We start from the raw sequence: 26,328 nt of genomic DNA, 5'->3' as shown, positions 1-26,328 counted from the left end.
CGTGTTCTTTCCGTATTCGTTTGGTGTAGCGAGAAAGCCAGCTCGCGCCGTACGTGCCGCACGTAACGTGGGAGAGGCTAGCGTCGCCAACCTTAAGGGAAGGTTAACGCTCTCGCTCACAGAATTTTTGAACAACAGCACGCGCTCAGTGAATTCCCTGACCGTTGCGCTATTCCGGAAAGTCGAACGGCACGCAACGCTCTCTTCTCTTTACGTTTTCCTTCATCCGCTTCTTACGCAAGCTCATGCCTTGCGTAAACAACCACGGCCATTGCGAACCGTCGTCAGCCTTTCCCAACGGCGCTTTCCGGCGTTCAGGCACGCACGCGTTGTCAGGAAACGGACAGGTTCGAGGCCACGGGTCCATAGCCTTCGATCATTTAAACGGCTTTCAGACATAACGAACCTTTTATCGTGCACATAAAATTATTCGATTGTCCGAAAGCGGGGCACGCCGTCAAAGTTCGACCCGGGACAGCTGATGCCCGCCTCTCATCCCCGGTGGACAGTACGTACCGCAGCGCACCAATCGTGGCGCCAGACAGGGTGACCCACATGCCGCTGGAGGCCGCCGCCCCACCCGCAAGCATCGGCCCTAAGCACTGGATTCTTCATTCCGCACTTCGCACTACACAATATTATTAATGAAAGGAGAGGTTGTGAGACATTTCAGGTTAGGTGTTATTTGTGTCGTAGTACTTAGCACTTTCACGTCCGTTGCGGCACATGCACAGAGCAGCGTCACGCTATACGGTTCGCTCGACGAAGCCGTCGCCTGGTACAACAACACCGGCGGCCATTCCCTCGTAGCCATGCAAAACGGCGACAACGCTGCCACGTATTGGGGCCTCAAGGGCAAGGAAGAACTTGGCGGCGGTCTGAACGCAATCTTCACTCTGGAAAGCTCGTTCGACATCACGCGTGGATCGCTTTCGAATGGCCGTCTTTTCGGCCACCAGGCCACGGTGGGTCTCTCCGACGATGCGTACGGCACGGTAACGATGGGAAGGCAGTTCGACCCCACGGTCGACCTGATCCAGCCGATCACCGGCGACAACTTCGCGGGTCCGGTTTTCACCACCCCCGGCGACGCCGACAACAACGACAACTCGGCATGGATCAATAGTTCGATCAAATACGCGAGCCCAACTTACGCCGGCTTCCAGTATGAGTTGATGTACGGCGTAGGCGGCATTGCCGGCAATCCGACCGGCGGACACGCGTATGGCGCCGCCGCCGCGTACAACAACGGCGGCCTGACGCTTGCCACCGGCTATCTGTTCATGAAGAACGACCAGAACGGTAACGGCGCGGCGGACCTCGTTCAAAACAACTCAGTTACGCCGCTTTTCGGCGCAACACCGCTGTTCGGTTCGCGGCAGATCTTCCAGGTCGCCGCCCAGTACGTCATCGGCAATCTGACCGGCAACGTCCGCTACAGCAATGCTCAGTACAAGCCGTATATGAATTACGGCGCATTCAACCACACGCAGACCTTCAATGTTGGCGGCGCGGCGCTTCAATACCAGTTCAATCCGGAAGTGACCGCCGCGCTCAACTATGTGTACACGCACTCCAGCGGTGCTTCATCGGCGACGTACAACAACTTCGGCGTGAACGCTACCTACGCGTTGAGCAAGCGCACGAGCTTCTATGCAGCCGTGGCCTATTCCCACGCGAGCGGCACGACGTTCAGCGAAGACGGCTCCGAAATCGTCGCGGCGGGCGGCACGGTGGGCGATCTTGCGGCGAGTTCGAGCACGCGCTCGCAAGTCGTGACGATCGTCGGCATCACGCACAAGTTCTGACCTCGAATTCAAGCCAGTCGATAAAACCCGCTACAAGCGCATTCATTTCCTATGGAGGCAACATGGCTTTTCTCACGCACAAAGCATTGACGGTTTGTCTGGCAGCGATGGGGGTGTGCTCATTCGCGGCCCACGCGCAAACGTCGCAATATCAACTCGTCAAGACGATCGATTTGCCGGGAACCAAGGGCGGTCACGGCGACTGGGTCACCTATGACAAAGACACCCACGCGGTGTGGATCTCCCAGTCGCCCAATCACAACGTCGTCGTGATCGACGCGAACAGCATGGCGATAAAGAAAACGCTGACGGGTGTCGATTCCGGCAACGGCATCGACTTCGACGCAGAGCACGCGTATGTCACGGACGCGACGACTGGCAAGCTGATCGTCTATGACAAGCACTCGTTCGACCGCATCGCCGCCGTCGACAGCGGAGGCAAAACCCCCGACGGCGTGAACGTCGACACGAAAACGGGCGCGATTCTGCTCGCGAACGACGACAGTAACAACGAAGCCGTTTTCGAGCCGAAGTCGCCGTACAAGCTCACCGCATCGTTCAAGCTGAAGCCCGAAGACGACAAGGACGGCCCAGACGTCGCACTGTATGTGGCTTCCACCGACCGTCTATATCAGCCGGTTGGCAGCAAGATCGACGTGATCAATCCGAACACGCACGAGATCGAAGCGGTGTGGGACTTCGGTTTGAAGGAAGACGCCAAGGGCGGCGTCTACGACAGCAAGACCCATCACCTGCTCTTCGGCACCAACGACAAGAAGATGCTCGTGGTGGACCCCGCAACGGGCAAGCTGGTCACGACCATCGCTGTTGCCGGCGCGGTTGACCAGACCGCGATCGACGCCGAGAAGCGCCGCGCATTCATCGGCGACAAGACCGGCAATCTCGAGGTGATCGATCTCGACTCCAATCAAATTGTCGACCACATCCATACCGAACCCAAGGTCCACACCCTGACGGTCGACACGGCCACCCATCGCGTCTACGTCTATCTCAACGAGAGCAACAAAGTTGGGGTGTACGAGCAGAAGTCCTGATATCGCGGGCAACACACTACGGCGCGCGTGGCGCGGCCCCTCGCGCCGTAGTCTGACCTTCAATTCGTAGGAGAAGTCGTCATGTCATCTGCTGCCTCGCCGGCAGGCAATGCATTCCTGAGAAACCGGTGGACTCAACTCTTCATCGGCATTGCCTGCATGGCACTTGTCGCCAACCTTCAATATGCGTGGACGCTTTTTGTGATCCCGATGAAAACGGAAAACCTTTGGACCGGCGCCTCGGTCCAGCTAGCGTTTTCCATCTTCATTCTGGTCGAAACCTGGCTCGTGCCGGTCGAAGGTTGGCTCGTCGACCGTTTCGGCCCGCGTCCCGTCGTCATGTGCGGCGCGGCATTCGTCGCGCTGAGCTGGGTGCTCGATTCGTTCGCCACGACTTTACCCATGCTCTACACGGCTTCGGTGATCGCGGGCCTCGGAGCGGGCTGCGTCTACGGCACCTGCGTCGGCAATGCACTCAAGTGGTTCCCCGACCGTCGCGGTCTCGCTGCCGGCCTGACTGCTGCGGGCTTCGGCGCCGGTGCCGCGCTAACGGTGATTCCGATTGCCGACATGATTCACAACTCGGGATATCGGCAAACGTTCTTCGTGTTCGGCGTGATTCAGGGTATCGCCATCTTCATCCTGAGCATCGCGTTGATTCGCCCGAATCCAGGCCCGGGTATCAAGCCCGTCGCGCGCGTCGTGACGAGCAAAGTCGACTATACGCCGCGGCAGATGGTCAAGACGCCTCTCTTCTGGATGATTTATCTGCTATTCGTGCTCGTCGCCGCCGGCGGTCTGATTGCCACCGCGCAACTCGGCCCGATTGCCAAGTCATTTGGCTTTGCCAAGCTCCCGGTACAGTTCTTTGGCGCGACGCTGCCGTTGCTGACGCTGGCGCTATCGATCGACAATCTGCTCAACGGACTGACCCGTCCGGTTTGCGGCCTCCTCTCCGACAAGATCGGCCGCGAAAACACCATGCTGATCGTGTTCGTTGGCGAAGGGCTGGCATTGCTGGGGATGAATGCGTACGGTCACGATCCTTATGCATTCCTGATCTTTGCACCTCTGATATTCCTGTGCTGGGGCGAAATATTTTCGATCTTCCCTGCAATCTGTGCGGATACCTTCGGTAGCAAATACGCGGCGTCGAACGCGGGCACGCTCTATACCGCCAAGGGCACGGCATCATTGCTCGTGCCGATTGCTTCGCTTTTGGCCGCCGGCGGTTCATGGGAGCATGTCCTGATTGGCTCAGCCGTCGTGTCGATCGTCGCAGGGCTGTCGGCCAAGTTCATTCTCGCGCCCATGAGAAAACACCGGTTCGCAACCACGGCCAACGAGGTTGCGCCGGCCATGCAAACGCAATGATGCGCTTCGCGGCCGCCACGGTTCGACCTTGGAGCACGGTTGGATCGTGGCGGTAGCGAGTTGCAAATTGTCAGGCCTCCGTAAGTAAGCGGCTTATGCGGAGATTACAAGTCGCCCGTTCGGCGTTAACTATTCCTTAAGTCTGCCGCGTCAAGCTAGCGGTGCCAGCTTGCGATCCACCCCGGGGCCGTAGCGCTGGCACCTGGCTGGAGGCACAGACCATGAACCGGACACTCATATTGGCCGCGCTTGCTGCCGCCCTATTGATACCGGCCCTTTCTTTCGCTCAACCATCGAATGGATCGCCCACGCGCGACCAGGTCCGCGAGGAACTGGCTCAACTCGTGAAGGCCGGCTACAAACCGACCGGACGCGACAACAAATATCCTTCCGACCTGCATGCGGCACAGGCACGCGTTGCGGCCGCCGCCGCGGCGCACCAGGCTGCACCCGCGACCGCCCCAAATTGGCAAAACAATTGATGTGGTGTTGTACGGTAGTTCCGATAGCGCTTGATGGACATTCAATGTTCGTCAAGCGCGTTCTAATGCGCGCCGCGAAGCGCATGCTTTGAAGCATTCGAGTCTAAGAGGTGTTAATAGAATGACTTTTGCAGGTGTCGCCAGCATATGATTCAGCAGGCGATTCTGAGGAAAGCCTCGTGGATGAAGGCGAGCTGCTCGAAGCGGATGCGCAGTCGGCGGAAGTTGTGAAGCCACGAGGGATGGTCTGCTCCACAACCCAGCGTGTTTTGCGCCGCCCACTACCATGAGGCTGACCACGTCGAGCGATTTCGGTTGCAATGCCGGCGGCATGCAGAAGCGCTCATCGCAGAACTGCAAGCCGCGGACGTTATCGTGATCGGCGCGCCGATGTATAACTTCGGCATCTCGTCGCAACTGAAGACGTACTTCGACTTCATCGCGCGAGCGGGCATCACGTTCCAGTACACCGCAAACGGGCCCGAAGGCCTCGTTCTCGGAAAGAAGGCCTACGTCGTTACGGCGCGCGGCGGCAAGTACCACGGCACCCCGCACGATAGCCAGACGCCGTACCTGAAGTCGTTCCTCGGCTTCCTCGGCATGACCGACGTGAGCTTCATCCATGCCGAAGGCCTGGCGATGGGCCCAGACGCAGCGAGCGAGGCGCTCGCTTCCGCCCGCGAAGCGATTGCCGCCGTGTAAGGGCTGCCTTCTCGCCGCCGCCGCGGTGGCTCCTGACGGCGGTGGGTCGATGCAGTGAAAAACGCCACTGGCTTGCGCCAGTGGCGTTTTTTAGTCGCCGCCGTTTGCGCTCATGGCAATGTGATCTTGCGGGTGAATTCGGCCGTCACGTTGGCATTCGTGGCGACGCCGAATAAGGGGTAAATAGTTTTGGGTCCACTAGCGGCCAGACCCATGTAGTCGCCGAGGAAATGGCCACCCGCTACGGGTGCGTTAAGGATGTTGAACGAGGCGTCAGTCAGTTTCCGTTCGTTACCCCAATTGGTGGAGTTCGTGCAAGCAGTGGCGGTCGAGCAGAACACTGCGAAATAGTCGCTGCCTTCGAAGCCCACAGGCGTGTTCGTGTCATTACGAAAGTCGTAGTAGGTCACCACGATCGTATTGCCGTCGCCCGACGGCACTATCGCCGGAATGTAAGCCTGCTGACGGCAGGAGTTCGTACCGTTCGGCGGCGTCTTGTTGATCATCACGGGTGTTGACCAGGTGGCCCCACCGTCATCCGACTCGCTGAAGACGATCCCGACGATCGGAATCGATCCGGTGGGCGTGGTGCAGGTCCCGGACGAAAAGCGGTCGTCCTGCCAGGCAAGATAGATAGCCCCCGAGACCGGGTTCACAGCGACACTGTAGAGAATGGCGGCGTCGCGTATCGGCTGACCGCTGTCAGGTGTCACCACGCCGGTGACCACGCCGCCGACCGTATGAATATCGTTGGTGAACGTCGGCCCCGACCAGTTCGCACCTTTGTCCGTCGACTTGATATAGCCGATGCTCAGGGGCGATGGCGTGACGTTGATCGCGGTGAAGAAGTCGAGCAGGGTTCCATCAGGCAGCACGCGCACCATGTTGTCGATTGTCTGCGCGTTCGTGCCCGGCTGGTAGATCGGTGCGGCTGTGCTCCATGTCACCCCATTGTCGGTGGACCGTGAGAAGAAGCTCGGGCCGGTGAAACTAAATTTGGAGAAGGGGGCACCACCTGCGCACGGCGGCGTCCCACATGTCGAAGAAAGGCCCGCCAATTGGCGCGCGATCTCAACACCGTCATTTTGCGCGAGCAGTTGGGCGCCTTCCTTCGTTGGCGGGAACACGCTCAACTGATCCCAGACCGCATAGACGTATTTATTCGCGGTCGGATCCGCAGTGAGCGAGTTCTTGTCATTGAGCACGTGCGGCGAGTTGGTGCGGATCAGTGTAACGGGAGGCTGCCACGTCGCGCCGTGGTCAGCGGAGCGGCTGACCAGCATCCCGCTATTTCGGGCTCCGAAAGGAGTCGTCGGCTGCGCGGGGTCCAGTACCAGAGAGAAGAAGAAGGCCGTTCCGTCTTGCGCAAAATCTACCCAGGGATCGGAAGCTCGCCGGAATTTGCCTCCGGTGCACGCAGTCACGCCGGACGGAATCGAATTCGACCAGGTACTGCCCGCATCGCTGGAGACGACGCCGACAAGCCCGCGTGTCCGCCGTCGATCCAGCGATCCTGCTGGTGGCCGACGAGGAGGCGAGACGGGTCGGTCGGATCGACCGCAATCCATGGCTCGATTGAGGTTGCAGGATACAGGACGCTGCCGAATGCCGACTGCTGCGCGTTCACCTTGTCTGCCGTGCATCCGCTAAATGGGTCGCCCGCAGCTACCTGTACTAGCGAACCCAGCGTTTGCGCATGTGCGCCTGGGCCGATCGAGCACACCAACGCAATGACGCAACCGCCTGCCATGCCATTGAAAGTTGATCGGGATAAGCGTCTGATATTGATTTTCATTCTGAGCCTCGCGAAAAGGGGAAAACGCCTGTGCATTGCCCACCGCAAAACCAGAGCTTGCTACCGTCCACCAGGACATGCAGCGATGCATCTACCAAAACACACACTAGGTCGCGATAGCAGCATTTGTGTGAAAAATTCATTACGGATTCAGGTTCATCACATGGCGCCCCCGCTACGATTGGCGTGGTACGGGGATTGCAGGACAACCGTCAAAACATGTATGCGCTTGCAGAAGCATGCCACTTGATATTTACAGGGATTATTTGCATTGATATTTTATTCGGAGTACGTATTTAATATTGAATCGAAGCGTTCTGCATTGAATGGCCCATTTCGACTGCGGCTGGGTTGTAGATGATTGTGACTTCGATTACGGCTCCGACCTCCGCGACCTCGACACACGGCGTTTTGCCGTAGCATCGGCGTTTTTTTGCTGCCCGAGGGTGACGAACGGATGGCATTGAAACCTGGCGTTCGTGGTCGCAGAAAGCGGCCTCGGGTACCTGCCTTTGAAACTACGACGAGCCGATTGTCGGCAATGGGGCGTAAGTACGCGTTCGCCGATGTGAGAGTCGCCGCTCTGGAGCCGGATCGGGCGAACGGCCGGTTAGCACCGTGCAGTCGCCCGACGAGGGGCGATAGCTGGGCGTCCGGCTTCCTCTGCGGGGGTGGGACACCGCATCGAAACCGACGAGCGCGAAGAACACCACGGCCGAGCCGCGCCGCTCATGCCAAAAGCTCCCGAACTGACCGATGTTCGCCAGAATGAATGGATGCTGATTGAAGGTGCCCGTCGCGGTCGTGCCATCGGCGAGCTTGACGACGGTGCCGGACGAGGCGTCCAGATCAGGCGGAATATTGATGCTGGCGTTATACGGCAGATCAGCAACGAGTTCGTCCGTGACACCCATCATGCGCCGCGGCGGCAAAGCTGCTGACAACGCACGGCACCGTGGACCAGACCGTCAGCACGCGGGCAACAGGGATCTACTACCAGTGCTTGCTGATCAGGATGGGCTTCGAGTCGTTCGTGCGTTTCTATGGGATTGCCGGGTTGCAGCACGCAGTGGGCACCGAGTTCAACGCTTCGTGGGATTCGCTCACAACGCTGCAGAACTTGGTCGAGCACGGGACGGCGCCGGTGCACCGGCTGGTCACCGATACCGCAGGTGTGCCAGGCCGCACGCGGCCGCTGTCGCGTGCGAGGCTGTATCGATGGGTAATCAATTGTAGTTTTCAATATAAGGCATATTTACGGATTGCATTTGATGGATCGGCGAAGGCCGGCTAGTTCCCGACCTTCTCCGATTCGACCACCAGGTCCAGCACATAAACGACCGATGGCCCGTCGATGGGTGAGTTAGTGACGGTGTAGCGCATTACGCGCAGGACATTGCGAATTCCAGGGGTGTGGGTATAGCCCTCGATATCCTGATACAGCGATTGCCATTCACCAGGCGTGCCGGTGGCCAAACCCTGTTCGTCGAAGTGACGTTCGCGTACCAGCAAACATTGCTTGTCCGGAAACAGTGGATGCTGGCACGGTACGGACTGTGCGGCCACTTCGAGGAAGGTCATTTCACCGGGGCCGCCGAAACGCGTCTGCGCCGTGGGTACGCCGGTGAAACTCAACGTGTCGCCACGGTCGGTAACTAGCTGCATGCGCGGTGTGTTGCCACGTGTCAGCAGGTTCATGCTGAGGCTGCCCTGCAGCCGCTGTGCAATGGCGCTATCGAGCGCGGCGCGGGCGGGATCCGGGCACGCCACCATGGTGCTCACCATCTGGCCAATTTGCAGCCGTCCTTTCTTGATGCTGTAACTGGCGCCCATGTTGTTGCAACTATTGACCACGTTCAGCCGGTCAGCGCTGAAGTCCAACTGCACGGGCTTGTTCGTGTCGGCGAACAACGCATCGATGCGTTTGCCTTTGCTATCGAATGCGTCGTTGAGTTGCCAGTGGTACTGGGTGAGGATCCCGGTGCCGACTGTCGACGTCGCGCTTGTGGGGGCGGGGGCGGAAGCAGACGTTATCGCTGGCGTAGCCGGGGCACCCGTTTCATGGATCGGCGAGCAGGCGGCAATAGCGAATGTCAGCAAGAGCAGGTGGCATTTCACGTCGGTACCTCTGCTGGTCCAGTGGGTGTTACAGGCGGCTCGGATCGCTCACCGGAAGAACTGACGATCTAACGCATGGTACAACCCGGAGCCGCCGCACCGGGTTGACATAGCCTCCACGTCCCGTGCCCCTGGTCGCCATCGGATCCGATGCCCGAACAAAAATAAAAATGCAATTAGGGTTCAGGCCACTTGCCTCACCATTTTCAGTGCCTAAAACTTCGCCTTAATCCGGTTAATCAGACGCGTGTCCGGTATATCGGACAATGTGGATGCATAAGCCAGTGGGTTCCGAGGCCTGCCGAGAGCGCTGGAACCGACGCATCCGTGCCGGAATACCCACCTCCGATTAGGGCCTGTACATGAAACTTGCAAAACACGGCGTCAAGACTGCCTTCCTGTTCGCTGTTGCTGGACTGCTCGCGTTGACGGGCTGCACCAAGGTGTCTACGCCCGGACAAGCCGGGGCGGCCTCCTCGTCGACGCTACAGGCCGTGCTGCAGCGTGGCACGCTGCGCGTTGGCGATTGCCTGACGTTCGCGCCCTTCGGTTTCTATGACAAAGACGGTCAACCCGACGGCTACGACGTGGATCTCGCAAAGGAACTCGCCAAAGAAATGGGCGTAAAGCTCGAGATCGTAAACACGACGAGCGCGAACCGCATTCCGAACCTGCAGACGAGCAAGGTCGATGTCGTGTTCTGCAATTTCACGCGCAATCTCGAGCGCGCAAAGGTCGTCGAATTCACGACGCCCTATGTCGTCGCCAGTGAGGCGCTGCTGGTCAAGAAGAGCAGCGGGATTCAGTCCATCAAGGATATGAGCAATCGCACGATCGCCACGGTCAAGGGTTCGACGAATGGCGACGAAGTGCGGGCGTTGAACATGGCGGTCAAGATTCAGGAATACGACAGCTCGCAGGCCGCGATCCTCGCCGTGAAGCAGGGCCAGGCTGACGCGATGATCGAAGACAACAATTTCCTGGCCTATCAGGCGAAGCTCGACCCTGAACTCGCCGTCACCAATGAATCTCTCGTTCCGCTCGAGTACAACGCGTTTGGCGTCAAGTCCGGAGACCAGGCGTGGGTCAATTACCTGAACCTGTTCCTCTTCAACATCAATGCGTCGAAGCTGAACGCGCAACTCTACAAGAAGTGGTTCGGCACCGACCCGCGCTACGCGCTGAATCCGCAGCTCTAAGTGGCGCGTGATGCTAGCAGCGCAAGAGACTCAAACGAGTTGGAGAGGGAAATGAGTTACGAATGGCTGACACTATGGGGCTACGTGCCTGACTTTCTGCGGGCAGGCTGGCTGACGCTGCAGGTGACCCTGCTTGCGTTCGTATTGGCGGTGTCGCTCGGCCTGCTGGCCGCGCTTGCCAGCATCAGTCCGGTCGCGCCGTTTCGATGGTTCGCTCGCGGCTATGTCGAAATCATCCGCAATACGCCTGTCCTGTTGCAGATTTTCATTGTGTTCTTTGGCTTGCCTTCGGCTGGCATTTCACTGGACGCGTACTGGGCTGGCGTGATTGCGCTGGGGCTCAACGTCGGCGCCTACCTGTCGGAAGTGTTTCGTGCGGGCATCCAGTCTGTGCCGCGTGGCCAGCTGGAGGCCGCCGGCATTCTCGGGCTGGAGCGCAGGCAAATTTTCACGGAAATCGTGCTGCCGCAAGCCGCGCGGGCGGTATATCCCGCCATCGTCAACTACCTGATTCAGTTGCTGCTCGGCACATCGCTCCTGTCCGCCATCGCGCTTCCGGAGTTGACTGGAACCGCGACCGTGATCAACTCGCGAACCCTTCTCTACATTCAGACGTTCGCTGTGACGCTTGTCGCCTATCTCGTGCTCAGCAACGCACTGTCCTGGTTGGCGAGCCAACTCGGAGCGCGCATGTTTCATCCCCCCCTTCTCATCCGGCCTCGCGCCCGTTCAGGGGGCTTCTGGATCCGCCGAACCAACCGAGCTTGATCTTCGCATCGGAGCTGGATTATGTCCGTTGAACTGCTGAAAACCAGTCTTTCCATCCTGCTGCAAGGGTTGGTGACGACACTGCTGCTTTCCGTGGCGGCCATCGTATGCAGTACCCTGATTGGCCTTTTCGCCGCTGTTTTGAGGTCGTTCGGACCGTGGGGCACGTCCCGCATCGCGAAGCTCTATACGGAGCTGTTTCGCGGTACACCCGTGCTCATCACCTTGATGTTCATCTACTTCGGAGTGTCCTACTTCGGGTACGCCATCGACGTGTTCGCGGCCGGGGTAATCGGGTTGAGCGTGTATCAGGGCGCCTACATTGCCGAGGTGTTCCGGTCCGGCATCGAATCCGTGCCCAAAGGGCAGTGGGAGGTGTCGCAAATTCTCGGTCTCTCGAAGGTCCAGGCGTTTTCCTCAGTTGTGCTGCCCCAGACCGGGCGGATTGTGCTGCCCCCGCTCGTTGGTCAATATCTTTCGCTCATCAAAGACACGTCGATCGTCAGCATGATTGGTATGTCCGAACTGATGCACGGTGGCCAGGCCATCGTGGACCGGGTTGGGAAGCCTGTCGAAATTTACGGACTCGTCGCACTCATTTACTTTGCCGTGTGCTTCCCGCTCTCACAGTGGGTGCGCCACCATGACCGCAGGAGACTGTCGTGAGCGATCAAACTCAAACCAGGCCCATCATTTCACTCACGGGCGTCAGCAAGTCGTTCAGTTCGACCCGGGTGCTGAAGGAAATCAATCTCGATGTCCGGTCAGGCGAAGTTCTGGTGCTGATCGGAGCGTCTGGCTCCGGCAAGAGTACGGTGCTGCGCATCATGGCGGGACTCGAAACGTCGGATTCGGGCGAAGTTTGGGTCAACGACGTTCCGCTTCATGACCCGCGCCGTGCACGCGAAATTCGTGGTCACGTAGGCATGGTTTTCCAGCAGTTCAATCTTTTTCCGCACAAGACTGCGCTTGGGAACGTCACGCTCGCGCTCATCAAGGCTCGCAAGATGAATCCCGCCGACGCACACAAGCGCGCGATGGAAGCGCTTGACCGTGTTGGTCTCGCGGAACGCGCAGAGCACTATCCAAGCCAGTTGTCGGGTGGCCAGCAACAGCGGGTAGCCATTGCCAGAGCGCTTGCGGTCGAGCCAGGCATCATGTTTTTCGACGAGGCGACATCGGCACTCGACCCGGAACTGGTTGGCGAGGTCACTGAAGTCATGCGCGGCCTGGCGCGCGACGGCATGACGATGGTGGTTGTCACCCACGAAATGGGCTTTGCTCGCAAGACCGCGGACCGCGTTGTGTTCATGGACAAGGGCGTGATCGCCGAGCAGGGCGCGCCCGAGCAGATTTTCGTCAATCCTTCGAACGAGCGCACGAAGCAGTTTCTTCACAGGGTACTCGACCATTGACGCTGAAACCCGCACGTCGCTCTTGCGAAGGTTCGCGTACGGTAAACTCAGCTGTGTTTTCAGTGAATCGACTTTACGAACGCCTTGATGGAGTGAATGCATGGCTGTTGGAGAATCATCGCGCGCCAGAGGCGTAGACCGCGTCGTCGAAATTTTTCGGCAATTGCATATAGCCCAGCGGCCAATGACGATGCGCGAGTTGATCGATGCAACCGGTGCGCCTCGTTCGAGCATCTATGAACTGGTTACGATTCTCACCGGGGTTGGCTGGCTCGAGACCACCGCGGATGGTAGCGTGTTTTTTGGGCGCGAAATGCACTACTACGGGTCTGACTATGCAACTCACAACGATTTGATCAGCCGCTCTCATCAAGCCATTCTGGCGTTGGTCAGGAAGTATGAGGAGACTACGCAGTTGTGCATGCTCGAGGGCAATAAATATACCGTCGTGTTGTCGGAGAGCAGCGCGCGTCCTTTCAACATTAGTTCGGACATTGGCGTGAGGGTGCCGATTCCATGGACCGCGACCGGACGCCTGTTGCTTGGCCACCTGAATGCGGACGAGATCCGGGAGCTAATTCCCGGCGACGATTTCGTCCTCGACAACGGGGTTCGTATCGACTTTAACGGGTTCTTTCAGGAAGTGCAGCTCGCGAAAGAGCAGGGCTATTGCTGCACAGAGGGTTTGTCGAATGCCTTTCGGCTCTGCATGGCGGCGCCTGTCCGCGACCGCGCAGGCTTTCCGATTGCGGCGCTCTGTTTCATGACGAGTCGCGATACGAGCCCGGAGAGGCGATCCGCGATGCTCGAAGACCTTCTACAGTCCGCGAAGGCGTTATCGCTTAGGTAGTTCCGGGTGCGTTGAAAGCAGCTCGGCCATCAATCAGACAATGTGAGAAGGAGTGAGAGTGTGAAGCGTTATGGCGTAGAAGGCGGTAAAGGAACGGGTGGCCAGCACATGCCATTTGCACGTGCTGTCGAGGCGAATGGCTGGCTATTCGTTTCCGGTCAGACGCCGATGGAAAACGGCGAAGTCATTAACGGCGGCATCGTTGAGCAATCGCATCAGGCGCTGAAGAACGTATTCGCGATCCTGCACGAAGCGGGCTATGGTGCGGAACACGTCGTGCGCTGCGGGGTTTGGCTCGATGACCCGCGCGACTTCGCTTCTTTCAACAAGGTGTTTCGTGAGTACTTTGGCGAGTATCCACCCGCACGCGCGGCGGTCGTTTCGAGCATGGTGATCGACTGCAAGGTTGAAGTCGATTGCGTAGCCTATAAAGCACCGCAAAATTAAAAGCGCGAGTGATCGCCTGCACTGCATCAACCCGGCATGCGCGTCTCGTCAACGCGCAAGGCCGGTACCCGGTATTGCGTCAAGCCAACCCACTAAAGCTTCGTTGACTTCCGCGCGTTACGCAGGCCCGTGATGCTCCAGAATGAAGCTGCGTCGTTGCGGCCCGCAGTGCAACGGCGGGTCGACTCGCGCTGGCCGCATTCTCCCGGTCACTGGTGAGAGCGCGCTGATTGCGCGACGCCAATTGACAAAACATTGACGTGGCCAGCGCGCGGCCCGGGAAGCACAGGAAGAGGACCGCTGGCGCCTTTGGACGTCAGCAACACGCGACGATGTGGCGCGTTGACCGCGGGTCGGGACTCTCGCTCGACGAAGCGAACGTGATGATTCGCGAGCTGAAAACTGGGCCTTTTCTCGATGGTTGTCGCGGGCGGCAGAATGACGATGTTTCCGCGTTCGCGTCGGCGATCGTAGCTTTCTCGCAGATCGCGTTACTCGGCGATACGCTGCTCGAGGCAGAAATCAACCCGATCTTCGTGCTTGCCGAAGGGCAGGGCGTGCGGGTGGCAGATGGCGTTGCCGTTCTTGCAGACACAAGCCACGCGGGCTGAAAAATCACACAGTTCGTAGCAGGTGACGACCGGCCTCGGCCGGTCGATATTCCCGCCCGCGCTAGTGCAGTATCTTCGAGAGGAAATCCTTCGCGCGGTCGGACTTCGGGCGCTCGAAGAACGCCTCCTTGAGGTCGTCTTCCACGATATTCCCGCGGTCCATGAAGATCACCCGATGCGCGACTTTCCTGGCGAAGCCCATCTCGTGTGTGACGCACATCATCGTCATGCCTTCCTGCGCCAGTTCCACCATCACGTCCAGAACCTCATTGATCATCTCAGGATCGAGTGCCGAAGTGGGCTCGTCGAACAGCATCGCAATGGGATCCATCGACAACGCGCGGGCAATCGCCACACGCTGCTGCTGTCCGCCGGAGAGCTGAGCGGGATACTTGTCCGCATGGGCGCGCAGGCCAACACGGTGCAGTAGCCGCAGCGCCTTGTCGGCCGCCTCATCACGCCCTCTGCCCAGGACCTTCATTTGCGCCAGCGTCAGGTTCCCCGTAATCGACATGTGCGGAAACAGTTCGAAGTGCTGAAAAACCATCCCGACTTTCGAGCGCAGCCGGGAGAGGTTGGTCGTTCGATCGCCCACTGACTCGCCGTTGATCCTGATCTCGCCGTTCTGGAACGGCTCGAGTCCATTGACCGTCTTGATGAGCGTAGATTTGCCAGAGCCCGACGGGCCGCATACGACGACCACTTCGCCCTTTTTCACTTCAGTTGTACAGTCGGTCAGCACCTGAAACTGACCATACCACTTGGAAACATTGCTGATAGAGATCATTTTGAAACCTGCGTCTGGGAGTGTTGGCTAGGCAGTGTCGCGTTTTTACGTTGAGTTCACCGATGCCGGCCGGCCTGGTAGCGATGCTCGAGCGTGCGCGCATACCAGGTGAGCGGAAAGCACATCGCGAAGTACAGCAGCGCGACCATCGCGTAGATCGGGAACGGACGGAACGCGGCGTTCGTGATCATGGTGCCGGTCTTGGTCAACTCGGTGAGCCCGATGATCGATGTCAGCGCGGTGCTCTTCACGACCTGCACAAGAAAGCCGACGGTGGGCGGCACGGCGATCTTCCATGCCTGCGGCCACACCACGTAACGCAACTGCTGGGGCCACGTCATCCCGAGACTGGCCGCCGCCGCCCATTGCCCTCGCGGTATGGCATCGACACACCCGCGCCAGATGTCGGCAAGATAAGCGCCCGTATACAACGTGAGCGTCACGGTGGCGGCGAGCCAGGGCGACACGTCCACACCGAGCAGAGGCAAGCCGAAGAATCCGAGAAACAACTGCATCAGCAGCGGGGTACCTTGAAACACCTCGACGTACAGCATCACGACGCGTCTCAGCCACGGCACCGGCGACACTCGCATTGCCAGCAGCACGAGACCCGTCAAACCACCGCCGACGAAGGCAGCGAGCGAAAGCAGGACCGTCCAGCGCGCGGCGAACAGCAGATTGCGCGCGATGTCCCATAAGGTGAACTCGACCATTACGAACGCTCCGTTGGAAGAGGGGAGGCCGCCGCGCGGGCGCGCAACGAAAGCAGTGTGCGCAGACGCCCGCGCGGTGTGCTGCCCGCGCCGCGAAGCGCCTTGCCAGCAAAGAGGCCTTTGCCCAGCCGGTTGATCAACAGCCGCATCACGATGGAGAGCAGGAGATAGATGACTGTGACGATCACGTAGCTCTCGAACGAGCGGAAATTGCGCGACTGGATATAGTTTGCTGCGTAGGTCAGGTCGGGCACCGAGATCTGAGACACGACGGCGGAACCGAGCATGACGATCAACACCTGGCCGAGCAGCGCCGGGAAGACGTTGGCAAGCGCCTGAGGCAGCACGACGTAGCGGAACACCTGGCGGCCGCGCAGGCCGAGCGCCATCGCAGCCTGACTCTGCCCGCGCGGAATCGAGTCGATGCCGGCACGCACGATCTCCGTCGCGTAGGCACCCAGATTGACCGTCATGGCCAATACCGCCGCCTGCATCTCGTCGATCTGTACCCCAAGACTCGGCAGTCCGAAAAATACGAAAAAGAGCTGCACGAGAAAAGGCGTATTGCGTATCAGCTCGACATAGGACGCAATCAACGCGCGGCTCCACTTCGGTCCCGCGACGGCAATGCTCGCGCCCACGATGCCGACCACGCCGCCCAGTATCGTGGAGACGGCCGTGAGGCCAAGCGTTACCTCGACGCCACGCGCGAGCATGCCCGCGTACAGACCGAAGTCACTGAAATCAAACGTATAGGTCATCGCGGCGCCTTCCGTATTTCAGGGGAGGAAAACACGTCCAACATTAAAGATTCGTCGGCAGCGGAGCGCGCAGCCACTTCTGCGAAATCGCATTCATCGTGCCGTCTTTCTTCGAAGTGGCGATGGCCTCGTCGACTTTCTGCATCAGGCGTGGCTCGTTCTTGTTCATGCCGACGTGATCCGGCGAACTGAAGAGCGAGAACTTCTGTTCGGGATCGTTGGCCGGATGACGCGCCATGATGGTTGCGCCGACGTCGTTGCCAACCACGAGCAATTGCGCCTGACCGGACAGAAACGCGGAGATCGCGCCGTTCGGATCGTCAAAGCGCTTGATGGTCGCAGTGGGCGGAGCCACTTTCGACACGCTCAGGTCTTCGAGTGTGCCGCGCGCGACAGCAACCGTCTTGCCGGCCAGGTCTGCCGCATTCTTCACGGGCAGCGACTTGGGGCCGAATACCGCGAGATAGTAGGGCGCGTAAGGCTGCGAGAAGTCGATCACCTTGGCGCGCTCAGGGGTCTGGCCAACCGAAAGCAGCATGTCGGTCTTGTGATCCGCGAGGTACGCCATGCGGTTGTCGCCTGTCACCTGAACGAGTTCCACCTTCGCGTTCAGCGCCTTGCCGATCAGGTTGGCCACATCGATGTCGTAGCCTTGCGGCTTCATGTCGGGGCCGATCGAACCAAATGGCGGATAGTCCTCAAAGACGCCGATGCGCACGACGCCCGATTTCGCGATCGTATCGAGCGCGTCGGCATGCGCGAGCGGGGCGAACGTGCAGAGGCCGGCCATGCCGGTAAGCGCCACGCAAGCGGCGGTGCGCGCCAGCAGGCGCTGTATGGGAAGAGTGATGAAGGCCGGGGTGTTCATGACGGTATGGCTCCTGTGACTGCTCTATTGAGGGGAAATAGCGTTCAGTGGACGCTGCGCGCCGCAATCAGCCTGCAGGCGTGGGCTGGCAACTCCGCAAGCACTGGTATGCCGATCGCGATGTCGGGCGTCTCGCGCGGCGTTGTCGCCGCAGTCAGCGTGAAGCCGTCGCAGTCGATCGTCGCCTCGATCGATGCGCCCACATCGCGCACGAACAAGACCTTGCCGGCAACCGTATTCGGCCCCGGGGGCGAAGCCGCGGGGCGCACACAGATGTCCTCTGGCCGGATCAGCAGGCGGATATCGCCTGCCGGTCCCCGCGCACGCGATGCGGCGCTCACGGCGATCGTCCGGCCGCCGGGCAGTGCGATCCGGTCCGTGCCATCGAGCGTCACCGGCAGGATGTTGCCGAGACCGATAAAGTCTGCGACGAATTCATTGACGGGATCGCGGTAGATGTCGAGAGGCCTGCCGACCTGTGCAATGCGGCCCTTTTCCATCACGACGATCTCGTCGGCCATCGTCATTGCTTCGCGCTGGTCGTGCGTGACCATGATCGTCGTGATGCCAAGCCGCTGCTGCAACAAGCGGATCTCGACCTGCATCGCTTCGCGAAGCTTCGCATCCAGTGCCGACAGCGGCTCGTCGAGCAGCAGCAGTCTGGGCGCCGAGGCGATCGCACGGGCGATCGCGACGCGCTGCCGCTGCCCGCCCGAGAGCTGCGTGACGGGCCGGTTCGTCATATGCGGGAGCTGGATCATCTCGAGCAGTTCGGCGACGCGCTTCGCCTGTGCGCCGCGCTCGACGCCGCGCAGTCGTAACGGATACGCGACGTTCTCGGCGACGGTCATATGCGGGAACAGCGCGAGTGACTGGAACACCATGCCGAAGTCGCGCCGGTTCGCTGGCACGTGGGTCAGATCGCGGTTCGAGAACATCACGGAGCCCGAGGTCGGCGTCTCGAGTCCCGCGATCATCCGCAGCAACGTCGTTTTGCCGCAACCGGACGGTCCGAGGAAAGAGACCAGTTTGCCGTCCGCGACGCTCAGGTCGACGTGATCGACGGCAAATGTGTTGTGGAAGCGCTTCGTGACGGCCTGGAGTGAGAGTTGGGTCATGAGAACTCCTTATTGCGCATTCATGTACGGGCACGGATCAGATTGCGACGCCTTTGTCGCCGACGAGCTTTTCCAGCAGCCAGATCAGAGCAAAGTCGACCATCACGATCACAACGGCGAACGAGAACACGGTCGGGTCCAGCGAAGAGACGGTCCGGCTGTAGAGCCACACGGGCAACGTCATCGTGTTGATGCTGTACAGAAAGAACGTCACCGTGAATTCGTTGAACGAGATGATGAACGCGAACAGCATGCCGGCCAGGATGCCGGGTCGCATGAGCGGGAGCACGACATCGAGGAGTGCGCGATGCGGACTTGCGCCCATCACGAATGCCGCTTCCTCGAACTCGGCGCCGACTGACGCGACCGAGGCAGCGCAGTTCTTCACGGTGAACGGCAGGGCGAGGATCACGTGCGCGATGATGAGCCGAAGCACGCCGAGGTCCGTCGGCAACACATTGAAGACCAGCAGGAGCGAAAGGCCCAGCATCACCAGCGGATACACGAGCGGCAGCGCGACCAGTTGCTCGACGATTGCCTTGCCGCGAAAGCGGTAGCGCGACAGCGCATACGCAGCCGGCACCGATACGGCGGTTGCGATCAGCATCGTCGAGACGGCGACGATTAGGCTGGTCGTCAACGCGGTGCCCATCGAAAGCGCGTCCCCCGCGTCTGGCGACACGAACGTGTGCCACGCCGCGTGATACCAGCGCAGGCTGAGGCTCTGCGGCGGAAATTCGAGCGTGTCTGAATTGCCGAACGACATGGTGATCAACGTCAGTATCGGCAATGCGGCGAGAAAGAGCACGATCGTCGCAAGGAGACTGGTGACTCGCCCGAGCCGGCCGGGCATCGTCGCGGGAATACGAAGGGTGCTCATGCGCGGGACTCCCCATGACGTTGGAGTCTGTGTGCGAGCCGCTGCGAGATCGCCATCACCGTGAGCGTCGCGACCATCAGCACGACGCCCGATGCCGACGCGGCGGGCCAGTTCAGCAGCGGTGCGACCTGGTCGTGCACGAGCACGGCAAGCATCGGCACCCGGCGTCCGCCGAGCAGCAGCGGCACCGCGAATGCGCTCGCGTTATAGGCGAACACGAGCAGCGCGCCGGACACGAGCCCCGGCATGGCGAGCGGCAGCATGACGTGGCGCAGCGTCTGCCAGCGCGTGGCACCCAGGGTCGCCGCCGCCTCTTCGTACGACTGCGAGATCGCACGCATGGCGCTCGATATCGGCAGTACGGCGAGCGGGAACGCGGTCTGGATCAGGCCGAGCAGCACGCCGTTCTCGCGATACAGCCACAGTATCGGCCGCTGGATGACGCCGGCGGACAGCAGCACGTGATTGACGAGCCCCGACGGCCCGAGCATGACGAGCCAGCCGTAACCCTGCAGCAGCAGGTTGACGAGCAGCGGCAACAGCACACCGGCCAGCAGGAGCCGCCGCGCGAGCCGCGACTGCGTGCGCGCCATGGCCAGCGCGACCGGAATCGCGAGCACCACGGCGCACACCATGCTCTGGAACGCGAGCTTGAGCGTGAGCCACAGCGAGCGCAGGAAGTACGTGTCGCCGAGGTCCGCATAGTTTTGCAGCGTCCACGTATGCCACTCGTTGCCCGATACGCCGAAGCTCATGCGCAGGACTACGATCGTGGCGGCGACGAGCACGGCGAGAAACGCGAGAATGGGCGCGAGCAGCAGCAACGGCGGCACGCGGGGAAGCGCAGGCGGCATGTCGTGTTGCGCGCGGGCGTCGTCGCTGGAAGCCGCTGCGCCCGCGCGGCTCGAAGAGAGTGTTGGCATGACCGTCAGGCCGCAAAGAGCTCGGTATAGCGCTTGATCCACGCGGACTGAACGGCGGCCAGCGCCTTGTCGTCGTGCAGCACCGCTTTCTCGGCAATCTGCTGGGGCGAGGGCACGAACGCACGGCTTTCCGGCGGGATCATCGCTTTGCCGTTCACGGGACCGTTGAGCACGTCCGCGGCCATGCGGCCCTGGACGCCCGCATCGAGCGAATGGTTGATGAACGCGTGAATCAGGTCAACGTCACCGGGGTGCGCCTTCGGAATCACCGTGAACATCAACTGGCTCGCGAAGCCCTCCTTCATGCCGTAGGTCACGCCCATCTTGTACTCCGGCTTGCGGATCTGATCGGGGAAGAACGCCGGGGAATAGATGCCGCCGATATCGAGCGAGCCGGTGCGGAACAGGTCGGCCACCTGGTTCGGGTTCTCGCCGAGCGTCATGACGCGATCCTTCAGTTGCGCGAGCTTCGCGAACCCAGGTTCGATGTTCTGCTGCGAGCCCCCGTTCATCTTCGCCGCGATGATCGCGAGATCCACGGCCTCGGCCCATTCGGGTGGCGGCAGGAACAGGCGTCCTGAATATTTCGGATCCCATAGCGCCTCGTAGCTCGCGGGAGGCGCCTTGACGGTCGACGTGTTGTAGATCAGCCCGTCCGACCAGAGCAGGTAGCCCACGCCGAATCCGTTCGCGCCCGTGCGGTACTGCGGCGCGACCTCCTTGAGGTTCGGCAGCTTGTCCAGCTCCGGCTTCGTCAGAAGGCCAGCTTCGCCGAGACCCGACGCGCCGACGCCGGCCAGCGTGATCACATCGTAGGTCGGCCGATCGCCGGAGGCTTTCACCTTGGCGACCATGCCGGAGGTGCCGTCCGCGCGGTCGGCGATCACCTGCGCGCCGGTTTTCGCGCTGAATGTGTTGGCTATGTTGCGCAGGGCGGCAGCACCGGTGTCGTCGGACCACGTCAGCAGTCGCAGCGTCTTGCCGGCAAAGTGCTTCTCCTGTGCCTTCGCGGTGCGGATAAACGGCATCGGCAGCGCGGACACTGCCAGCGCAGCCCCCAAAGTCTTGATGGCTTGCCTTCTAGTCAATTTGGAGTCCTGCATGATTGTCTCCTGGATCAATCGTGTGTCTGGGTGTCCGCTCTGGCCGCCATTCGGTAACGCGGCGGGTCAATCAACTGTAGGTGGGTCAAAAACACGCAGCAAACGAAATCTCTGCATGCGCGCCATGACGTAAGCTCATGCGCCGCCGCTGTTCTGCGCCGCGTGAGGCGGCTCCGCTGCTGGCATCAGGATTTGTTTGATTTCCTGGAACGCCGCGAGCCCGAACGGACCCAGTTCGCGGCCAACGCTGCTGCGCTTGTAGCCGCCCCATGAGGTCTGAGGAAAGATCAATTGTGGTGCATTGATCCAGACGACGCCGGCTTCGAGTTCGCCGGCGATCTTTTTGCCGCGTTCGGCGTCCCCGGTGACGATCGTCGCGACGAGGCCAAACTCGGTGTCGTTCGCGGCGCAGACGGCCGCTTCGTCCGTGTCGAAGCTGCGCACGCAGAGCACAGGCCCGAAGATCTCTTCGCGCCACAACACGCTGTCGACCGGGACGTCGACAAATATCGTCGGCTTCACGAAGTATCCGGGACCGGCCGGCGCCTCGCCCTCGATGACGAGGCGCGCGCCGTCGGCTTTGCCGCGCTCGATGAATCGCTTGACGCGCTCATACTGGGTGCGATTCGTGAGCGGCCCCATTTGCACACCTGCCGTGAACGGATCGCCGACCACGGTGCGCGTCGCACGATCGGCGAGACGAGCGACAAGCTCGGCCTGGACCGATCGCTCGACGAGCACGCGCGACGTCGCAGAACACATCTGCCCCGCATTGAAGAATCCGCCCGCCATGACGAGATCGGCGGCCAGCTCGAGGTCCGCGTCCGCGAACACGATGATTGACGACTTGCCGCCGAGTTCGAGCCCGACGCCCTTGATCGTATCGGCTGCTGTCTTCATCACTTGCGTACCCACAGCGGTGCTGCCCGTGAACGAGACCTTCGCAACGAGCGGGTGCGCCGCAAGGGGGGCGCCGACCTCCGTTCCGGTGCCGGTCAGGACGTTCACGACGCCGCGAGGTACACCGGCCTGCTCGATGATGGCGGCAAGCTCCAGTTCGGGCAGCGGCGTCACCTCGGAGGGTTTCAGCACCACGGTGCAGCCCGCGGCGAGCGCCGGCGCGAGCTTCCAGGCGGTGGTCACCATCGGGAAGTTCCACGGCACGATCAGCGCGACTACGCCGGCCGGTTCTCGGCGGATCTGCGCCTGGTAGGCGCTGCTGGGGATCGCTACGCCGGATGCGCCGGTTTGATCCAGTTGTTCCGCGAGCTCCGCGTAGTAGTTGAACGTGGCGACGACGTCATCGACATCGATCTGCGCCTCGGCCAAGGGTTTGCCGTTGTTCAGCGACTGAAGCGAGGCGAGACAGGCGCGACGCGCCTCGACGCCGTGCGCGATCGCCCGAAGGACAGACGCCCGTGCGGTACCAGTCGTGCGCTTCCAGGCAGGCAGCGCACGGGCCGCGGCCCGTACCGCGCAATCGACGTCATCGGGGCCGGCGGCCTCGACCTCGGCAATGATCTGCTCAGTCGACGGATTGACGACAGGCAGACGGCGCCTGGTTTCTGCCGCGCACCAGCAGCCGTCGATATAGAGCTGGGTGCGCAGCGAGCCTGATGGCTCTAGAGCCGCCCGCGCTAAAGTTTCGGCGTTCATGCCGGCACCTTTGCAAACCATTCGGCTTCGCTGACCTCGATCACCGTCGGTACATCACGCACCGCCGCGAGCCGCAGTTGCGCGGCCAGGGAGTCGGGGTTGTCTGCCTGGCAGGCAGCGCATCCAAAGCCGCGCGCGAGCGCGATGAAGTCGGGCGTATGAATGTCGACGCCAACCGGAACGATGTTGCGTGCAGTCATGTACTTACGGATCTCGCCATAGCCGAAGTTGTTCCACAGCACCACGACGGCCGGGACTCTCGCTTCAACTGCGCTCGCGAGTTCTGGTAACGTGAACTGCAGTCCGCCGTCGCCGATCAGGCATACGACGGGTCGCTCAGGTGCCGCGAGCTTGGCGCCGATGGCGGCGGGCAGGCCGTAGCCGAGCGTCCCGTAGCCGGTCGACGAATTGAACCAGGAGCGCGGTGCCGGTGCGTCATGCACGAAGTTGCCGGCGTAGACGGGACTCGTCGAATCCCCGGCGATGATGACGTCGGGGAGCGCGTCGACGATGGTGTCGATGAGGCGCCGCTGCGCAATCGTTGGGGCATCCCACGTAGCGGCAAGCGCGCCGCGAACGGCCGCCACGCGGGCCGCCCCCCAGTCGCCGCCTTCCCCGGCGCGCACCGTGCGTTCATGCAGCCTCATCGAGAGACTGCCAAGCGCCTGTTGTGCGTCGCTTGTGATAGGCACGTCCGCACGGAAGTTGCGCGCCAGTTGCTGAGCGTCGATATCAATGCGGATCAGGCGGCCGTCGATCGCGAAGCCTCCATCGAACACCACGTCATAGTCGGTTTCGCCCAGTTCGGTGCCCACCGCGAGCACCACGTCCGCTTCCCGGATCAATGCGCGGGTGGGTGGCAACGACTGCGTCGAGCCAACCAGCAGCGCATGGGAAGGGGGCAGCAGGCCCTTGGCATTGGTCGTGAGTGCGACTGGCGCCTGCAGGCGTTCGGCAAGTTCACGCAGTTCCGCCGCGGCGCCTACCGCTCCGCCACCCGCGAGGATCAGCGGCCGGCGCGCACTGGCAAGCAGGTCGGCGGCCGCGGCGAGGGCGGCTGCACTCGCCGCGGGTCTCGCTGGCAATGCGGCGCGGCGGCCGGGAACGCGGGGCGCCGGCGCAACGATCACATCGAGGGGCATTTCGATGTGCACCGGCCTTGGCCGCGCGCTTTCGAATACGGCGAACGCGCGGGCCAGAACCTCAGGCAATTCGGCGGCATCGAAAAGCGTGTGAGAGAACGCCGCAAGACCCGCGAATACGTCGCGCTGTGACGGTAGCTCGTGCAGACGTCCGGCTCCCGTGCCCAACTCGCGTCGCGCGTTGACGCTCGAAATCACGAGCATCGGGATCGAGTCGGAGTAGGCCTGGGCCATCGCCGTTGCGATGTTCGTCATGCCCGGTCCGGTAATGATGAAGCACACGCCCGGCTTGCCGGTCACACGCGCATAACCGTCGGCCATGAAGCCCGCGCCTTGTTCGTGGCGTGGCGTCACGTGCCGGATCGCCGAGGCTGCGAGGCCCCGATACAGTTCGACTGTATGCACGCCGGGAATCCCAAACACGTATTCGACGCCATACGCCTCGAGTAGGGAGACCAGTGCTTCGCCACAGGTTTGATCGGGTATAGGCAGCCGATTCGTCGTGCGATTGCCGGCCTCATCCAGGCGGGCAGGGTTGTCGGGGTAATTCATCGGTTGTCGCGTTCCTGTCTGGTGTGAGCCGGCAGGGGTGCCGGTGGATATTGCCCGATACCTGCTCAGGGGCGCATGCACGCGCGATGGATGCCAGTCCACTAGCCTTGAGCATGTACACCGTTTTGCTGAGGCCATTTTCAGCGCCGGCGTGGGTGCGAACAATCGATAAGTTTTCATGAGGTGCATGAACTTGCCTCATGGACTGATGAAAACCCGTATGGTGGATTTCTTCACGCGCATCGGGGTGCGTGGGGGCGTTAACAACGAGAAACCCATGCCGAAGATGGCGTGCCAAGACCTGCGGAGATCGTCGATTGGCGATTTGGCTCGAACGCAGACAGACAAAGTTGCCCAAAATTTTTCAACGAATATAAGAATCGCGCCCCATCATCCAGTTGACGCTTGGGCAATTCGGTTCGGCGGTTCAAGCGGAGATGGTCCGTCCTGTTCCCTCGAGGATGGCCAGAAAGACAAGCTGCTGATCAACGAAGACTGTGCCGCGGTGCCCGGAAGATCAGGGCGCAATTCGGCCTCGATCTGATGGATGCTCGGCAAGCTGGTTCCGCGCGCTCCTGAGCGCCTTCCGCCAACGCCAGGAAATTAAAGATGTGGGGATCCTTCAATGCTTCTCGGGCAAGAGCGGATTGAGGTGTGGAGGCAGGCGTTCGGCGACATTCGTAACAGCATTGCCAGCCCGGCTACATGCATCCGTTTCGACCTGCGCGACGAGCATAGCCCTCGATCAACCGTGTTCGAGCGTCTTGGTGGAGTACCAATCGCGTTGGACGGGGTCCTTGACCTTGTCAGGCAAGGTGCAAAGGTGCCGCCAGGGCAATTGTTTAGCAGGCTGCTGCACAAATTGCGGGTCCGGCCAGGCTTGGGCGAGCGCGCGCATGTGTTTCAGGTTGCGCGGCGAGAAACCCCGCATATCCGGAAAGGCGACCTTCAGGTCACGTGCAAGCTGTTCGACGATGCCGGCTCCCCATCCCTGGCTACCAGTACAGCTTAGTCAGTTCGCAGTTGCACGCTCGACGCGCAGCTTCAACTCGTACAGCCAGCGGCGGTAATCTTCACTCGCAGCGAGGTTTTTTGAGGTCATCTGACATGCATTCCTGGCTTCGCGCCGCCGATCGGTGCCGTCAAGCTTGACTACCGCAACCCGCAGTCGTCTTGATGGGGCTGGATGATAGCGCCAGAA

Annotated in this window: 27 protein-coding genes and 1 pseudogene; 13 read left to right on the top strand and 15 right to left on the bottom strand. The window is 60.9% G+C overall.

All coding sequences use genetic code 11. The annotated features are described in order from the left end of the window. Positions 1-659: 659 nt before the first annotated feature. The 5 genes and pseudogenes from U5A58_RS35890 to U5A58_RS35865 all read left to right on the top strand — a co-directional run. Positions 660-1,808 carry a porin gene (locus tag U5A58_RS35890; RefSeq protein ID WP_321964921.1) on the top strand — a complete coding sequence of 383 codons (1,149 nt, stop codon included), beginning with the start codon at positions 660-662 and terminating at the stop codon, positions 1,806-1,808. A gap of 62 nt (positions 1,809-1,870) precedes the next feature. After that, positions 1,871-2,863: a hypothetical protein gene (locus U5A58_RS35885; RefSeq protein WP_321964920.1), complete on the top strand. Its 993-nt coding sequence runs from the start codon at positions 1,871-1,873 to the stop codon at positions 2,861-2,863. 81 nt (positions 2,864-2,944) lie between these two features. Beyond that, positions 2,945-4,237 carry an oxalate/formate MFS antiporter gene (oxlT, locus tag U5A58_RS35880; RefSeq protein WP_321964919.1) on the top strand — a complete coding sequence of 431 codons (1,293 nt, stop codon included), beginning with the start codon at positions 2,945-2,947 and terminating at the stop codon, positions 4,235-4,237. A 221-nt stretch (positions 4,238-4,458) separates the two neighbouring features. Continuing rightward, complete coding sequence (locus tag U5A58_RS35875) at positions 4,459-4,719, top strand: DUF4148 domain-containing protein (protein WP_321964918.1); 261 nt, start codon at positions 4,459-4,461, stop codon at positions 4,717-4,719. 333 nt (positions 4,720-5,052) lie between these two features. After that, positions 5,053-5,421: pseudogene (locus U5A58_RS35865) on the top strand (FMN-dependent NADH-azoreductase); the annotation flags it as partial. 110 nt (positions 5,422-5,531) lie between these two features. Here the strand turns inward: U5A58_RS35865 and U5A58_RS35860 are convergent. The 3 genes from U5A58_RS35860 to U5A58_RS35850 all read right to left on the bottom strand — a co-directional run bounded on the left by U5A58_RS35860 (position 5,532) and on the right by U5A58_RS35850 (position 8,160). Further along, positions 5,532-6,704, bottom strand: coding sequence for a sialidase family protein (locus U5A58_RS35860; RefSeq protein WP_321964917.1), 1,173 nt, complete (start codon positions 6,702-6,704; stop codon positions 5,532-5,534). A 137-nt stretch (positions 6,705-6,841) separates the two neighbouring features. Next, a complete protein-coding gene (locus tag U5A58_RS35855) occupies positions 6,842-7,216 on the bottom strand; it encodes a hypothetical protein (RefSeq protein ID WP_321964916.1) in 375 nt (124 codons plus the stop codon). Between the two features lie 518 nt (positions 7,217-7,734). Further along, positions 7,735-8,160: a hypothetical protein gene (locus U5A58_RS35850; protein WP_321964915.1), complete on the bottom strand. Its 426-nt coding sequence runs from the start codon at positions 8,158-8,160 to the stop codon at positions 7,735-7,737. Positions 8,161-8,171: 11 nt separating this feature from the next. On the opposite strand from U5A58_RS35850, the gene U5A58_RS35845 reads away from it, so the two are divergent. After that, positions 8,172-8,510, top strand: coding sequence for a tannase/feruloyl esterase family alpha/beta hydrolase (locus U5A58_RS35845; protein ID WP_321964914.1), 339 nt, complete (start codon positions 8,172-8,174; stop codon positions 8,508-8,510). Here the strand turns inward: U5A58_RS35845 and U5A58_RS35840 are convergent. Continuing rightward, positions 8,507-9,334, bottom strand: coding sequence for a DUF4377 domain-containing protein (locus U5A58_RS35840; protein ID WP_321964913.1), 828 nt, complete (start codon positions 9,332-9,334; stop codon positions 8,507-8,509). The two genes, U5A58_RS35845 and U5A58_RS35840, sit on opposite strands and share 4 nt — an antisense overlap. 362 nt (positions 9,335-9,696) lie before the next feature. On the opposite strand from U5A58_RS35840, the gene U5A58_RS35835 reads away from it, so the two are divergent. The 7 genes from U5A58_RS35835 (at position 9,697) to U5A58_RS35805 (ending at position 14,624) form a co-directional block, all read left to right on the top strand. Next, positions 9,697-10,533, top strand: coding sequence for a transporter substrate-binding domain-containing protein (locus tag U5A58_RS35835; protein ID WP_321940150.1), 837 nt, complete (start codon positions 9,697-9,699; stop codon positions 10,531-10,533). Positions 10,534-10,584: 51 nt separating this feature from the next. Then, complete coding sequence (locus U5A58_RS35830) at positions 10,585-11,301, top strand: amino acid ABC transporter permease (protein ID WP_321917019.1); 717 nt, start codon at positions 10,585-10,587, stop codon at positions 11,299-11,301. Between the two features lie 21 nt (positions 11,302-11,322). Continuing rightward, positions 11,323-11,967 (top strand): amino acid ABC transporter permease, encoded by a 645-nt coding sequence (locus U5A58_RS35825; protein WP_321917018.1) that lies wholly within the window; start codon positions 11,323-11,325, stop codon positions 11,965-11,967. Next, positions 11,964-12,716: an amino acid ABC transporter ATP-binding protein gene (locus U5A58_RS35820; protein ID WP_321964912.1), complete on the top strand. Its 753-nt coding sequence runs from the start codon at positions 11,964-11,966 to the stop codon at positions 12,714-12,716. Before U5A58_RS35825 ends, U5A58_RS35820 begins: the two co-directional genes overlap by 4 nt. Before the next feature lie 100 nt (positions 12,717-12,816). Next, a complete protein-coding gene (locus U5A58_RS35815; RefSeq protein WP_321917015.1) occupies positions 12,817-13,566 on the top strand; it encodes an IclR family transcriptional regulator in 750 nt (249 codons plus the stop codon). Between the two features lie 60 nt (positions 13,567-13,626). Then, the gene (locus tag U5A58_RS35810) at positions 13,627-14,013 is read left to right on the top strand and encodes a RidA family protein (RefSeq protein WP_321940152.1); all 387 of its coding nucleotides are present in this window, start codon (positions 13,627-13,629) and stop codon (positions 14,011-14,013) included. A 332-nt stretch (positions 14,014-14,345) separates the two neighbouring features. Further along, positions 14,346-14,624 carry an acetate--CoA ligase family protein gene (locus U5A58_RS35805; protein ID WP_415774343.1) on the top strand — a complete coding sequence of 93 codons (279 nt, stop codon included), beginning with the start codon at positions 14,346-14,348 and terminating at the stop codon, positions 14,622-14,624. A 61-nt stretch (positions 14,625-14,685) separates the two neighbouring features. Here the strand turns inward: U5A58_RS35805 and U5A58_RS35800 are convergent, their stop codons facing one another. The 11 genes from U5A58_RS35800 to U5A58_RS35750 form a co-directional block, all read right to left on the bottom strand. Beyond that, entirely contained in the window at positions 14,686-15,411 is a 726-nt protein-coding gene (locus U5A58_RS35800) for an amino acid ABC transporter ATP-binding protein (protein WP_321964911.1), read from the bottom strand. A 56-nt stretch (positions 15,412-15,467) separates the two neighbouring features. Further along, positions 15,468-16,124, bottom strand: coding sequence for an amino acid ABC transporter permease (locus tag U5A58_RS35795; RefSeq protein WP_321948443.1), 657 nt, complete (start codon positions 16,122-16,124; stop codon positions 15,468-15,470). After that, positions 16,124-16,885, bottom strand: coding sequence for an amino acid ABC transporter permease (locus tag U5A58_RS35790; protein WP_321917007.1), 762 nt, complete (start codon positions 16,883-16,885; stop codon positions 16,124-16,126). Before U5A58_RS35790 ends, U5A58_RS35795 begins: the two co-directional genes overlap by 1 nt. Positions 16,886-16,928: 43 nt before the next feature. Next, positions 16,929-17,753, bottom strand: a complete 825-nt coding sequence (locus U5A58_RS35785) for a transporter substrate-binding domain-containing protein (protein ID WP_321964910.1) — start codon at positions 17,751-17,753, stop codon at positions 16,929-16,931. Positions 17,754-17,797: 44 nt separating this feature from the next. Beyond that, complete coding sequence (locus tag U5A58_RS35780) at positions 17,798-18,871, bottom strand: ABC transporter ATP-binding protein (protein WP_321948440.1); 1,074 nt, start codon at positions 18,869-18,871, stop codon at positions 17,798-17,800. Positions 18,872-18,908: 37 nt separating this feature from the next. Next, positions 18,909-19,751, bottom strand: coding sequence for an ABC transporter permease (locus tag U5A58_RS35775; protein WP_321948439.1), 843 nt, complete (start codon positions 19,749-19,751; stop codon positions 18,909-18,911). Next, positions 19,748-20,674: an ABC transporter permease gene (locus tag U5A58_RS35770; RefSeq protein ID WP_321964909.1), complete on the bottom strand. Its 927-nt coding sequence runs from the start codon at positions 20,672-20,674 to the stop codon at positions 19,748-19,750. Before U5A58_RS35770 ends, U5A58_RS35775 begins: the two co-directional genes overlap by 4 nt. 5 nt (positions 20,675-20,679) lie before the next feature. Further along, positions 20,680-21,777 (bottom strand): ABC transporter substrate-binding protein, encoded by a 1,098-nt coding sequence (locus U5A58_RS35765; RefSeq protein ID WP_321964908.1) that lies wholly within the window; start codon positions 21,775-21,777, stop codon positions 20,680-20,682. A 135-nt stretch (positions 21,778-21,912) separates the two neighbouring features. Beyond that, positions 21,913-23,433, bottom strand: coding sequence for an aldehyde dehydrogenase family protein (locus tag U5A58_RS35760; RefSeq protein ID WP_321964907.1), 1,521 nt, complete (start codon positions 23,431-23,433; stop codon positions 21,913-21,915). Further along, on the bottom strand, positions 23,430-25,127 hold the full coding sequence (locus tag U5A58_RS35755) for a 5-guanidino-2-oxopentanoate decarboxylase (protein ID WP_321964906.1): 1,698 nt from the start codon (positions 25,125-25,127) through the stop codon (positions 23,430-23,432). The genes U5A58_RS35760 and U5A58_RS35755 overlap by 4 nt, the downstream gene beginning before the upstream one ends. A 745-nt stretch (positions 25,128-25,872) precedes the next feature. Then, positions 25,873-26,079, bottom strand: a complete 207-nt coding sequence (locus U5A58_RS35750; RefSeq protein ID WP_321917083.1) for a DUF1016 N-terminal domain-containing protein — start codon at positions 26,077-26,079, stop codon at positions 25,873-25,875. Positions 26,080-26,328 lie beyond the last annotated feature (249 nt).

It is taken from the genome of Paraburkholderia sp. J7, from assembly GCF_905220155.1.
GTDB lineage: Bacteria > Pseudomonadota > Gammaproteobacteria > Burkholderiales > Burkholderiaceae > Paraburkholderia.
The sequence above is the reverse complement of the archived record's forward strand: the minus strand, read 5'-3'. Positions and strand labels throughout refer to the sequence as shown.

Coding starts and splice junctions, on each gene's coding strand:
- U5A58_RS35885 (WP_321964920.1), top strand. CDS start 1,871: ATGGCTTTTCTCACGCACAAAGCATTGACGGTTTGTCTGGCAGCGATG.
- oxlT (WP_321964919.1), top strand. CDS start 2,945: ATGTCATCTGCTGCCTCGCCGGCAGGCAATGCATTCCTGAGAAACCGG.
- U5A58_RS35875 (WP_321964918.1), top strand. CDS start 4,459: ATGAACCGGACACTCATATTGGCCGCGCTTGCTGCCGCCCTATTGATA.
- U5A58_RS35860 (WP_321964917.1), bottom strand. CDS start 6,704: ATGCTGGTCAGCCGCTCCGCTGACCACGGCGCGACGTGGCAGCCTCCC.
- U5A58_RS35855 (WP_321964916.1), bottom strand. CDS start 7,216: ATGAAAATCAATATCAGACGCTTATCCCGATCAACTTTCAATGGCATG.
- U5A58_RS35835 (WP_321940150.1), top strand. CDS start 9,697: ATGAAACTTGCAAAACACGGCGTCAAGACTGCCTTCCTGTTCGCTGTT.
- U5A58_RS35830 (WP_321917019.1), top strand. CDS start 10,585: ATGAGTTACGAATGGCTGACACTATGGGGCTACGTGCCTGACTTTCTG.
- U5A58_RS35825 (WP_321917018.1), top strand. CDS start 11,323: ATGTCCGTTGAACTGCTGAAAACCAGTCTTTCCATCCTGCTGCAAGGG.
- U5A58_RS35815 (WP_321917015.1), top strand. CDS start 12,817: ATGGCTGTTGGAGAATCATCGCGCGCCAGAGGCGTAGACCGCGTCGTC.
- U5A58_RS35805 (WP_415774343.1), top strand. CDS start 14,346: ATGTGGCGCGTTGACCGCGGGTCGGGACTCTCGCTCGACGAAGCGAAC.
- U5A58_RS35800 (WP_321964911.1), bottom strand. CDS start 15,411: ATGATCTCTATCAGCAATGTTTCCAAGTGGTATGGTCAGTTTCAGGTG.
- U5A58_RS35795 (WP_321948443.1), bottom strand. CDS start 16,124: ATGGTCGAGTTCACCTTATGGGACATCGCGCGCAATCTGCTGTTCGCC.
- U5A58_RS35790 (WP_321917007.1), bottom strand. CDS start 16,885: ATGACCTATACGTTTGATTTCAGTGACTTCGGTCTGTACGCGGGCATG.
- U5A58_RS35785 (WP_321964910.1), bottom strand. CDS start 17,753: ATGAACACCCCGGCCTTCATCACTCTTCCCATACAGCGCCTGCTGGCG.
- U5A58_RS35780 (WP_321948440.1), bottom strand. CDS start 18,871: ATGACCCAACTCTCACTCCAGGCCGTCACGAAGCGCTTCCACAACACA.
- U5A58_RS35775 (WP_321948439.1), bottom strand. CDS start 19,751: ATGAGCACCCTTCGTATTCCCGCGACGATGCCCGGCCGGCTCGGGCGA.
- U5A58_RS35770 (WP_321964909.1), bottom strand. CDS start 20,674: ATGCCAACACTCTCTTCGAGCCGCGCGGGCGCAGCGGCTTCCAGCGAC.
- U5A58_RS35765 (WP_321964908.1), bottom strand. CDS start 21,777: ATGCAGGACTCCAAATTGACTAGAAGGCAAGCCATCAAGACTTTGGGG.
- U5A58_RS35760 (WP_321964907.1), bottom strand. CDS start 23,433: ATGAACGCCGAAACTTTAGCGCGGGCGGCTCTAGAGCCATCAGGCTCG.
- U5A58_RS35755 (WP_321964906.1), bottom strand. CDS start 25,127: ATGAATTACCCCGACAACCCTGCCCGCCTGGATGAGGCCGGCAATCGC.